The organism is Flintibacter sp. SJQ-8, assembly GCF_054108085.1.
In genome coordinates, this window is sequence record NZ_JBPJWR010000004.1 from 209,726 (window position 1) to 221,982 (window position 12,257).

Annotated in this window: 7 protein-coding genes; 5 read left to right on the top strand and 2 right to left on the bottom strand. The window is 60.3% G+C overall.

Features of this window, described 5'->3' with window-relative positions; genetic code table 11:
* The first annotated feature begins 28 nt into the window (after positions 1-28).
* On the top strand, positions 29-952 hold the full coding sequence (argF, locus tag ACSAMP_RS02025) for an ornithine carbamoyltransferase (protein ID WP_457799339.1): 924 nt from the start codon (positions 29-31) through the stop codon (positions 950-952).
* A 133-nt stretch (positions 953-1,085) separates the two neighbouring features.
* Here argF and ACSAMP_RS02030 read toward each other — a convergent pair whose 3' ends face one another.
* Positions 1,086-2,948: an InlB B-repeat-containing protein gene (locus ACSAMP_RS02030; protein ID WP_457799340.1), complete on the bottom strand. Its 1,863-nt coding sequence runs from the start codon at positions 2,946-2,948 to the stop codon at positions 1,086-1,088.
* A gap of 180 nt (positions 2,949-3,128) precedes the next feature.
* Here ACSAMP_RS02030 and ACSAMP_RS02035 point away from each other — a divergent pair, with 180 nt between their 5' ends.
* From ACSAMP_RS02035 to ACSAMP_RS02050, 4 genes are all read left to right on the top strand, one after another.
* A complete protein-coding gene (locus tag ACSAMP_RS02035; RefSeq protein ID WP_457799341.1) occupies positions 3,129-5,801 on the top strand; it encodes a transglycosylase domain-containing protein in 2,673 nt (890 codons plus the stop codon).
* Between the two features lie 359 nt (positions 5,802-6,160).
* On the top strand, positions 6,161-6,601 hold the full coding sequence (locus tag ACSAMP_RS02040) for an ACT domain-containing protein (protein ID WP_441796289.1): 441 nt from the start codon (positions 6,161-6,163) through the stop codon (positions 6,599-6,601).
* A 64-nt stretch (positions 6,602-6,665) separates the two neighbouring features.
* Complete coding sequence (locus ACSAMP_RS02045) at positions 6,666-7,877, top strand: homoserine dehydrogenase (RefSeq protein ID WP_441796290.1); 1,212 nt, start codon at positions 6,666-6,668, stop codon at positions 7,875-7,877.
* Between the two features lie 74 nt (positions 7,878-7,951).
* On the top strand, positions 7,952-9,172 hold the full coding sequence (locus ACSAMP_RS02050) for an aspartate kinase (protein WP_441796291.1): 1,221 nt from the start codon (positions 7,952-7,954) through the stop codon (positions 9,170-9,172).
* A 74-nt stretch (positions 9,173-9,246) separates the two neighbouring features.
* Here ACSAMP_RS02050 and ACSAMP_RS02055 read toward each other — a convergent pair whose 3' ends face one another.
* Positions 9,247-12,201, bottom strand: coding sequence for a leucine-rich repeat protein (locus ACSAMP_RS02055; protein ID WP_457799342.1), 2,955 nt, complete (start codon positions 12,199-12,201; stop codon positions 9,247-9,249).
* Between the last annotated feature and the right edge of the window lie 56 nt (positions 12,202-12,257).

The following is a 12,257-nucleotide window of genomic DNA, read 5'->3' on the forward strand; positions in this document are numbered from 1 at the left end:
TGAAAAAAATCACCGGGAGGCGCTTACAATGCAGAAAGACCTGTTAAAACTGCTGGACCTGACCACCGAGGACATTCTGAACATCCTGAACACGGCGGACCAGCTGAAATATAACCAGAAGCACGGCATCGTCCACGACTATCTCCATGGCAAGACCCTGGCCATGATCTTTGAGAAGAACTCCACCCGCACCCGCGTCTCCTTTGAGACGGGCATGTTCCAGCTGGGCGGCCACGCTCTGTTCCTGTCCGGCAAGGAGAGCCAGATCGGCCGGGGCGAGCCTGTGGAGGACACCGCCCGGGTGCTGGACCGCTACTGCGATGGCATTATGATCCGCACCTTCGCCCAGGAGGAGGTGGAGGAGCTGGCCCGCTTCACCACCATCCCCATCATCAACGGCCTGACCGACTTCTGCCACCCCTGCCAGGTGCTGGCCGACCTGATGACCGTGCGGGAGCACAAGGCCGTTCTGGAGGGCTTAAAAATATGCTACATCGGCGATGGCAACAACATGGCCAACTCCCTCATCGTGGGCGGCCTGAAGTGCGGCATGGAGGTGGCTGTGGCCTGCCCCGAGGGCTATGACCCCGACCAGCAGGTGCTGGACTTTGCCCACAGCGACCCCAGCTTCAAGTTCTCCCTCCACCGCGCCCCCAAGGACGCCGCCGTGGACGCCGACGTGGTGTTCACCGACGTGTGGGCCTCCATGGGCCAGGAGGAGGAGCGTGCCGTCCGGGCCAAGGCCTTTGCGGGCTATCAGATCAACCAGGAACTGATGGCCCTGACCCACCCCGACTGCATGGTGCAGCACTGCCTGCCCGCCCACCGGGGCGAGGAGATCACCGCCGACGTCTTCGAGGCCCACGCCCAGGAGATCTTCGACGAGGCCGAAAACCGCCTCCACGCCCAAAAGGCCGTTATGTACCTGCTGATGAAAAACAAAGAGGACTAACCCCCCATCGTAGCCCCCGTCATTGCGAGGAGGGCAACGCCCGACGTGGCAATCCGTTTCTCCGTCCCCAAAACAACCAACACCCCCTGGCAGCCAACCAGCCGCCAGGGGGTGTTCATGTTATTGCTTGTCCTTACTTCTCCATCAGCCCCACAAACTGCTGGAGCATCACGGCCATTTCGGCACGAGTGGCGCCAGCTGTGGGAGCCAGGGTGTTATTGCCCCGGCCAGACAGAATGCCAGCGTTCACGGCCCAGGTCATGGACTGCCCGGCCCAATCGGAAATGCTGTCGTAGTCGCTGAACTCACGGACAGCCATGCCGCCCTGCGTCGTATCGATACCCTTGAGCTTAGCGTAGCTATAGAGCATGGTCGCCAGCTGCTCCCGGGTGATATTCACCTCGGGCATCGTCCCGTCGGACACGCCGGTCTGCTTGGCCCAATTCATAGCCTTCTCATACCAGGTTGCGCCGCCAGTCACGTCCTGGCCGTCCATGCGGGCCAGGATGGTCATCAGCATGGCGCGGGTCGTGTTCTGGCCTCCGCCGAACAGGTTCTCGCCCACGCCGGACATCAGGCCCCGCTGGGCCACAAAGTCGGCGGCATCGGCATACCAGCTGTTTTCAGGCACGTCCACGAAGGCAGTCTTGCTGGGCTGGTCGGGCTTGACCTCGGATTTCACGAAGGTCGCCTTCACGTCAACCTTGCTGTCGGGCATCACGAAGCTGAACTTGCCGTCGCCCTTGTCGGTCACGGTGATGCTGTTGCCCTTGCTGTCGGTCACAGTCACCTTGTCGATCTCATAACCCTCGTCGGGCTTCACGGTGATGGTCACGGTGTCGCCCTTCTTGGCGGTGCTGCCGTTGTTCACGGTGACGCTGCCGTTATCCGCCTTAGGGGTAGACACGGCGTAGCTGTTGTTGCGGCTACCGCCGCCGCCGGAAGAGCCGCCGGAGCTGTTGGCCGTCCACAGGGCTTTGATGGTCATGTCCCCGGCGGGCATGGTCTCGGGGATTTCCGCATCCCAGCCCGCAAAGGTATAGCCCGTCCTGGTCGGGTCCTCCGGCGCGGTGATGGCCGTGCCATAGTCCTGGGTGATGGGCGCGATCTCACTGCCGCCGTCGGCGTCGAAGGTGATGGTGTATTGGTTGATCGTCCACTGGGCCTTGATGGTCATGTCCCCGGCGGGCATGGTCTCGGGGATTTCCGCATCCCAGCCCGCAAAGGTATAGCCCGTCCTGGTCGGGTCCTCCGGCGCGGTGATGGCCGTGCCATAGTCCTGGGTGATGGCTTCCATTTCACTGCCGCCGTCGGTGTCGAAGGTGATGGTGTACCGGTTGGCCATCCACTTGGCATAGAGGGTCACATCCGCTGTCACGGGGGTATCGAAATCATACGTTTGGGTGCAGTCCTCGTCCGCACACCATGCGAGCGTATACCCCTCCTTGGCAACGTCATTGGGCTCAGCGACCTTCTGTCCCTTTACCACCTTCTGCGCTGCCGCGTCACTGCCGTCCTTTAAATCAAAGGTCACGGTGACGTAAGCGCTGTCGGCGATGGTTCCGTGATTCGTCAGCTCCCCGTTAAATGTACCGCCGCTGATGGTACCATCGTAGACATTCGTCACCGCGCCATCGAAGGTGCCATTCCTGATCGTACCGCGATTTATCACTTCGTCATAAAATGCACCGCCCTCGATGGTGCCGTAATTTGTCACCATGTCGTGGAACTCGCCGCCGCTGACGGTGCCGTCACTTGTCACCGTCCCGTGGAACTCGCCGCCGCTGATGCTGATGGTGGAGTTGACCCGATCTCCAAGATACAGTGCCTCTGATCTCGAATCATCAGCCGTACAATCGACGATGCTGCCGCCATTTATGATAAAAGTACCGTCCTCTGCACACACACCGCCGCCGCTGCTGCCCAAGTGGGCGTCGCCAGTCGCTACGCAGCCCACGATGCTGCCGCCGGTCATGGTGAAGCTATTGTTAGACAAATACAGATTCCCCCTCGATTTCAGCTAACAGTGGACAAACGAGTAAAATATGGTATAATGTTATTTGTCTTTTTGCTGCTGTTTTGGTCAGCTGGGACAAAAGCACCCTGGAAAGTTTCGTTCTTTCCGTTCAATATGACCGTCGAGGGCGGCTTGCCGCACCCGACTGGAGGTAACAACGTGTCAGATCAGTATCATTCCGACCGCTCGCTTTATGAAAACAGCGACTATCCCCCCCGCCGCCATCCCAGCCGGGAGGCGGAGCACACCCACGAAGACCGCCGGGCCGCGCCGCGGCGGAGCCGCTCCCGCCGGCCGCGCCGGGAACACGGACGGCTGTCCTTTATCCTGGGCACTCTGCTGCTGGTATTCCTGTGCACAGGGGCCATTCTGTGCTGCTTTGCCGCCGTATATGTCAAAACGGTGATCTTCCCCATGGCCGACCTGAGCCTGGACGACTTCACCCTGGGGCAGAACAGCGTGATGTATTACACCGACCCGGACACCGGGGAGGACAAGGAGCTGGTCACCCTCCTCAGCGACACCAGCTCCATCTGGGTGGACTATGACGACATCCCCCAGGATCTCATCAACGCCGCCGTGGCCATCGAGGACAAGCGGTTCTGGTCCCACTCCGGCGTGGACTGGAAGCGCACGTCCAAGGCCGTGCTGGACATGTTCACCGGCGGGGACATCTCCGGCGGCTCCACCATCACCCAGCAGCTCATCAAAAACCTCACCGGCTATAACGAGACCACCGTCAAGCGCAAGATCACCGAGATCGTCCGTGCCCTGCGCTTCACCCAGAACAACTCGAAAGAGGACACCATCACCTGGTACCTCAACGTCATTCCCCTGGGCAGCCGGTGCGAGGGGGTGGGTTCCGCCGCCTACACCTATTTCGGCAAGTCCGTGTCCGAGCTGGACCTGGCCGAGTGCGCCAGCCTCATTTCCATCACCAACAACCCCTCCCGCTACGGCCCCTATTCCCTGGCCCGGGTGAAGAACAAGGAGGGCGAAGTGTGGACCGCCAAGCAGTGGAACAAGTGGCGGCAGGAGAACGTGCTGGACCAGATGCTCGCCCAGGGCATGATCACCCAGGAGGAACACGACCAGGCCGTGGCCGAGGAGCTGGTCTTCGTCCGGGGCGGCAACGCCGCCTCCAGCGAGCAGGAGGTCTATTCCTGGTATGAGGAGACCGTCCTGTCCGACGTGAAGCAGGACCTGAAGGAGAAATACGACCTGTCCGACAAGCGGGTGGCCCAGCTGCTCAGCCGGGGCGGTCTGCGCATCTACACCTGCATCGACCCCAAGATCCAGGCCATCGCCGAGGAGGTCTATTCCAACCGGGCCAACCTGAACTATACCTCCGCCCGGGGCAACGACATGCAGTCCTCCATCACCATCATCGACAACTCCACCGGCGACGTGGTGGCCATCGTTGGCCAGTTCGGGGAGAAGACCCAGAACCTGCTGAACAACTACGCCAACACCGCCCAGCGGCAGCCGGGCTCGTCCTTAAAGCCCCTGTCCGTCTACTCCCCGGCCCTGGAGCTGGGCAAGGTCTCCCCCATCACGGTGGTGGACGACTACCCCTATAACGACAGCAACGGCACCGGCTGGCCCATCAACTCCGGCGCGGCCCGGTATAAGGGCTTGACTACCGTCCGCAGCGGCCTGACCCACTCGGTGAACACCATCGCCGTGCGTCTGCTGGCCGACATGGTCACCCCCCAGGAGAGCTTCAACTTCGTCCAGAACCAGTATCACATCGACCTGGTGGACTCCATGATCTCCAAAAACGGCAAGGTGAGCAGCGACATCGACGTGGCCCCCCTGGCCATGGGCGGTCTGACCAAGGGCGTGTGTACCCGTGACATGGCCGAGGCCTATGCCACCTTCCCCAACAAGGGCGTTTACACCTATTCCCGCACCTATACCCGGGTGGAGGACAGCACGGGCAAGGTCCTGCTGGACAACAGCAGCGTGCAGGAGCCCGTCATTAAAGAATCCACCGCCTATTATATGAACTCCATGCTCCGGGACGTGGTCACCAGCGGAACGGGCTATGAGGCCGCCCTGTCCAACATGACCGCCGCCGGTAAGACGGGTACCACCAGCCAGAACTATGACCGCTGGTTCGTGGGCTACACCCCCTATTACACCGCCGCCGTGTGGACCGGCTATGACCAGAACGAGAAGATGCGCACCTCGGGCAACCCCGCCGCCCAGCTGTGGAAAAAGGTGATGAGCCAGGTCCACCAGGGGCTGGACAACAAGTCCTTCTTCTCTGCCAACGGCCTGAAGAGCGTTCAGTACTGTCTGGACAGCGGTATGCTGGCCACTGAATACTGCGCCATGGACCCCCGGGGCAGCCGGGCCGCCAGCGACTCCGTCTTCCAGAGCGACGTGCCTACCGGAGCCTGCACCGTCCACACCGCCAACAGCGTGGTGCGCATGTGCAAGGACTCCCCCATCCTGGACTCCAACGGCAACCCCACCGGGCTCTATCACCTGGCCGGGGAGCACTGCCCGGAGGACAGCATCGTCACCATGTGCCTGCCCGACTATGACCGCAAGCAGATCGGCACCGCCACCGCAAACGACAACATGTACCGCAAGAGCGTGGTGGAAGCCCACGGCAGCTGCGAGGTCCACACCTCCAGCTCTGTGGTCCCCGACCCCGAGCCCGCCGACCCGAGTGACCCGGACAGCTCCGTCACCGATCCCTCCGGCTCCAGCACGGAACCCGTCACGCCCACCGAGCCCGGCGGGAACCACTCCGGCGGAACCACCGGTGGACAGACCCAGCCCACCACGCCGGAACAGCCCCCCTCTCAGGACATTGGGTGAGGCAGACACGTTTTATCATCCACAAAAGGCCCTCCGTTTGGGGAAAACCAGACGGAGGGCTTTAGTTTTGCCCTGCGGGGGTGACCTCTCAGTCACGGCTGCGCCGTGCCAGCTCCCCTTTCAGGGGAGCCAAGCGGCCCAGACGCCGCTCTGCCGCTTGTCGCTTCCACAAAAACAAGTGTTTTCGTGTGGCGTTGTACAATTCGACGGAAGGGGACCAAATTCGGCTGAATTTTTTTACACTCGTTGGGGAAAGTAACCGTTGCGCCCATCCCAGACCTGTGTTACAATAGTCCACATCGGAAAACAAATGCCCGCGCAACACGGACACGCAGGGCGAGTAGACTGGAGGAGAGGCCATGAACACGCCGGCAAAGTATTTCATCGTAGAGGCCGACGCCATGCCCGAAATTTTCCGCAAGGTGGCCGAGGCCAAGCGCCTGCTGGAGACCGGGGAGGAGACCACCGTGAACGGGGCCACCCGGGCCGTGGGCATCAGCCGCAGCGCCTTTTATAAGTATAAGGACTCTGTCCGCCCCTTCAACGACATGCTCCACGGGCGCATCGTCACGTTCCAGATCCTGCTGAAGGATGAGCCGGGTATCTTATCCGGCGTGCTGAACGTGTTCGCCGGGACGGGCGTGAATATCCTCACCATCAACCAGAACATCCCCGCCAACGGCTGCGCCGTGGTCACCATGACGGCGGAAACCTCCACCCTCCGCCGCTCTCTGGAGGAGGTCCTGGGGGACGCCAAGGCCAGCCCCGGGGTGCTCAAGTGCGAGATACTGGCCGGATAACCCCCGGCTTTCCGCGGCAGGCCGGACGGCCTGACCGCAAGACAGAAACTATGAGGTGAATGCAATGGTAAACGTAGCGATTTTGGGTTTTGGCACCGTGGGCTCCGGCGTGGCCGAGGTGCTGACGAAAAACGGCGGTCTCATTGACCAGCGGGTGGACGATCTGCTCCGCCTGAAATACATCCTGGACGTGCGGGACTTCCCTGACAGCCCCTATAAAGACTGCTTTGTGAAGGACTTCTCCGTCATCGAGAACGACCCCGAGGTGGACATCGTGGTGGAGACCATCGGCGGCGCCAAGATCGCCCTGGACTTTACCACCCGGGCCCTGAAGGCGGGCAAGAGCGTGGTCACCTCCAACAAGGAGCTGGTGGCCACCCACGGCTATGAGCTGCTTCAGCTGGCCAAGGAGCACGGCGTGAGCTATCTCTTCGAGGCCAGCGTGGGTGGCGGCATCCCCATCCTGCGGCCGCTCACCTCCTGCCTGGCCGCCAACGAGCTGACCCAGGTCACCGGCATCCTCAACGGCACCACCAACTATATCCTCACCCGGATGATCCGCGCTGGCCTGACCTTTGAGCAGGCCCTGAAGGAGGCCCAGGACAACGGCTATGCCGAGAAGGACCCCACCGCCGACGTGGACGGCCACGACGCCTGCCGCAAGATCTGCATCCTGGCCGCCCTGTCCTTCGGCCAGCACGTCTATCCCGACCAGGTGCCCACCGAGGGCATCCGCAACGTCACCCTGGAGGACGTGGCCTATGCCGACTCCTGCGGCTATAAGATCAAGCTGCTGGGCCGCTGCATCCGCCAGCCCGAGGGCAAGGTGTGCGCCTTTGTGGCCCCCCACCTGGTGCCCGCCAGCAATCCGCTCTCCGGGGTGGAGGACGTGTTCAACGCCATCGCCGTCACCGGCAACGCCATCGGCGACGTGATGTTCTATGGCCGCGGCGCGGGCAAGCTGCCCACCGCCTCCGCCGTGGTGGCCGACGTCATCGACATCGCCAAGGATCTGAAGCGGGATCACCGCAACGAGTGGGGCCCCGGCGCTCCCGACCTGGTGGTCTCCTCTGACATCGTCACCTCCCGGTGGTATGTCCGGGCCCAGGCCCCCGTGGACCAGGTCCGCCTGGCCTGCGGCGACATCCAGCTGCTGGCCCGGGCCGGTGCGCCCGCCGGAGAGGTCGCCTTCCTCACCGCGGCCATGACCGAGCCCCAGATCAAGGATAAGCTCCAGGGTCTGGACGTCCGCTCCCGCTTCCGCGTGCTGGACTAACGCCATAAGATGGAGAGCGGACCGTCCGCTTTTCACTCTCTCACATGATTTGACCTTTAGGGGGAACGACACATATGTCACTTATCGTACAAAAATTCGGCGGCAGCTCCGTCGCCGATGCCGACCGCATCCGCAATGTGGCCCGCATCATCACCGAGACCTATCGCAAGGGCCACAGCGTTGTGGCCGTCCTCTCCGCCCAGGGCGACACCACCGACGACCTGATCGAGAAGGCCAAGGAGATCAACCCCAGCGCATCCAAGCGGGAAATGGATATGCTGCTGGCCACCGGCGAGCAGATCTCCATCTCCCTGTGCGCCATGGCCATCGAGCGCATGGGCTATCAGGCCGTGTCTCTCACCGGCTGGCAGGCCGGGATGCTCACCGACTCCTCTTACAGCAGCGCCCGGATCAAGCGCATCCGCACCGAGCGTATCCAGAAGGAGCTGGACAAGAAGAAGATCGTGCTGGTGGCCGGGTTCCAGGGCATCAACAAGTATGACGACATCACCACCCTGGGCCGCGGCGGCTCCGACACCTCCGCCGTCGCCCTGGCCGCCGCCCTGCACGCGGACCTGTGCCAGATCTACACCGATGTAGACGGTGTGTACACCGCCGATCCCCGCCATGTCACCGGGGCCCGCAAGCTGGAGGAGATCACTTTCGACGAGATGCTGGAGCTGGCCAGCCTGGGCGCCCAGGTGCTGCACAACCGCTCGGTGGAGATGGCAAAGCGGTATAACGTCAATATGGAGGTCCTTTCCAGCTTCAGCGGAAAGCCCGGCACGAAAGTCAAGGAGGTTGTAAAAACCATGGAAAAAATTCACGTCAGTGGCGTTGCCAAAGATAAGAACGTAGCCCGTCTGGCCCTGATCGGTCTGGCCGATCAGCCCGGCATTGCCTTTAAAATTTTCTCCCTGCTGGCCAAGAAGGACATCAATGTGGACATCATCCTGCAGTCCATCGGCCGGGACGAGAGCAAGGACATCAGCTTCACCGTGGCCCGGGACGACGCCGAGACCGCCAAGGCCATCCTGGAGGAGCTGAAGGAGTCCATCGGCTTTAAGTCCATCGAGGTGGACGACCACGTGGCCAAGGTGTCCATCGTGGGTGCCGGCATGGCCCACAACGCCGGCGTGGCCTCCAAGATGTTCGAGGCCCTGTACTCCGCCGGTATCAACATCCAGATGATCTCCACCAGCGAGATCAAGGTGTCCGTCCTGGTGGACGAGCGGGACGCGGACCGCGCCGTCCAGGCCATCCACGACCGCTTCTTCAGCGAGTTCGGCATCTAACACGATTCATTCAAAAACGTTCAAAACCCCGGCGGCCCGCAGGCCGCCGGGGTTTTGCTGTCTTAGTGCTGTTTTTACTGCTCCATCAGCCCCACAAACTGCTGGAGCATCACGGCCATTTCGGCCCGGGTAGCGCCCGCCTGGGGGTCCACGGTGCCGTTGCTGCGGCCAGAGATAATGCCGGAGTAAGCGGCCCAGGACACAGCCTCGCTGGCCCAGGTGGAGATGCTGTCGGCGTCACTGAACTTGGACAGAGCCATGCCGTTGGGGATCGTATTCATGCCCTTCAGCTTGGCGTAGCTATAGAGCATCGTCGCCAGCTGCTCCCGGGTGATGTTCACCTCGGGCATGGTGCCGTCGGACACGCCGTTGGCCTTGGCCCAATTCATGGCTTTCTCGTACCAGGTGGAACCGCCAGTCACGTCCTGGCCGTCCATACGGGCCAGGATGGTCATGAGCATGGCCCGGGTGGTGTTCTGATTCCCGCCGAACAGGTTCTCGCCCACGCCGGACATCAGACCCCGCTGGGCCACAAAGTCAGCAGCGTCAGCGTACCAGCTGTTTTCGGGCACGTCCACGAAGGTGTTCTTCGTGGGCTGGTCGGGCTGGACTTCGCTCTTCACGAAGGTCGCCTTCACGTCCACCTTGCTGTCAGGCATCACAAAGCTGAACTTGCCGTCGCCCTTGTCGGTGACAGTGATCGTGTTGCCCTTGCTGTCGGTGACCGTCACCTTGTCGATCTCATAGCCCTCGTTGGGCTTGACGGTGATGGTCACAGTTTCGCCCTTCTTGGCAGAGGCTCCGTTGTTCACGGACACAGAGCCGTTGTCCGCCTTGGGGGTGGACACGGCGTAGCTGCTGCCGCGGCTGGAACCGCCGCCGCCACCGGAGGAGGTGGAAGCGGTCACCTTGCCGCACACCTCACAGGTGGTGCCGGGGTTGTGGGGCTGGTCACAGGCGGTCTGACAGGTCTTGCAGATGCCGTCCTTATTGCTCCAGTCGTGACCGGTGGCGGGCACGACCAGAGCTTCCTGGGTGGTCTCGGTCTGCCCGTTCGCGTCGGTGAACAGCTTGTGGCATACGTCGCATTCCCAGTAAGCCTTGGTGCCGTCCTCGGTGCAAGTTGCGGTCTTGGCTTCATGGTAGGCAAGCTGGTGGTCCACCATCTGGATTTTCCCGTCGCCCTGCTTCCAGGCATCCAAATCAATGATCTCGTTCACACCGGCGTCGTCAGCGAAATACTTGCCGCATCCGTCAAAGGTACACTGATAGTAGTTTGTCCAACCGGCTTCAGTACAGGTAGCCGCCTGACCGTCTACTAACTCCAGCGTATGGCTGTGTTCCGTCATCCAAACGGGATACAGCGTAAGCGTGGGAATCGTGTTTACAAGTACACTGGCCTCAGGGCTCGGGTTTTCGTTCAGAACCCCTCCATCTGTCGCCACAATAGCGTTGCTGTCTGCCGCAACGGACCAACCGGCAAACATTTTTCCTTCCGGCACAGTCAGGCCAAGCGCCGATACAGTCTGCAACTTTGCCCAGGAATCCAGCAGCTCCATGGTTCTGGAATTATAGATGAATCTTGTGGTCTTATTCTCTACGCCGTCATATTTTACATCAAAGAAGTAGATCGGCATATAGGTAAAGGTCTGCTCTGTGTTCGGATTATTGTCAAATACCGTTTTGACCTGGACCTGAGTTCCGTCCTGATACCAACGGGTCCCGATACAATATCCATCCCGGGCGACTTTTTTGTGTCCGATCTTGCTGGAATGATCCTGGCTCATGGTCACCTGTTCCAGTGCCGTGCTGTCAATAAACGCGTTGCCACCAATCGTGGTTACCGTCGCGGGAATAGTAAGGTCTACGACTGCCGTTCCTCTGAATGCATTTGCCCCAATCTCAGTCACATTGCCCAGGTCAATGGAAGTCAGCGCTTCGCAGTTCATAAAGGCATTGGCCCCAACGCTGCCGCTGCCAAGGGAAACAGAAGTTAAACCAGTTTCCTGGAAAGCGCCTTCAGCAATGCTCGTTACCTTGCCCAGGTCGATCTCAGCCAGAGCGCTGCAAGGATGCGGCGCGTTGTCAAGCTCCGCAGCCGCAATTTTCGAAAATGCCTGCGCCCCAATGGTTTCAACATTATTCAAAGTCACAGAAGCCAAGCTGCTGCATCCGCTAAAGGTCCACTTTTCAAGTTCCGTGACCTTCGGAGGAACTACAAAGGACTCCAGAGAATAGCACTTCATAAAAGAACTATACTCGATTTTTTCCACAGAGTCAGGCAGATGAACGCTCTTCAGATTCCGGCAGCCGCCGAAAGTAGTTCTGCCCACCAGGGTCAGATCAGCGACGCCGCTGAGATCGACCTCCGTCGTGTCGCCGCCGCCCAGGTTATCCGGGCAGACAATAGTCATCAAATCAGAACTATCTTTGACCTTACCGATCAAAACCCCATCTACGACCTGATAGGGGGACCCATCTCCCACCTGAATGGACTCCAGGTTAAACGTGCCATCCAAGAAGTTATAATAGTCCCCGTTCTCGTCTACATGTAAGTTTGTCACGGACGCCGGGATGCTAATAGTTTTCAGCCCCAGGTCCCACAGAAATGCACCGCTACCAATGGAAGTCACGGAATCGGCGATTTGTGCCTCTGTCACCGTGGTAAAAGCAAAGGCATTCTTGCCAATACGAGTGACCCCGCCCTCCACAATGACCTTATCGATCTTCGCAAAGTCCTTATCTTTTTCATTTTCAATGGCACCATTCGTCTTTGCATACTGGTACCAGGGTGTATTGGCATAGCTATTATAATCCGCCATCGCACCTTCACCGGAAATGGTCAGCGTATAAGCGGACGAATCATCCTCATCCGGGGACAATTCCCACTTTACGCTCTCTCCGTTCTCCTCTGCATCGCAGAAACCGCTCGCGTTTTCCGCCTGTGTGTCCGCCGCCCACGCCGCCGTCGGCAATAAGCCGACCAGCAAGTATAGCGACATGCACAGCGCCAATAATCGTTTCTTCATACTCGCTTCCTCCTATAAAAAGTTCTGAAAAAATATAAAAAGACCCATTCCCGGCA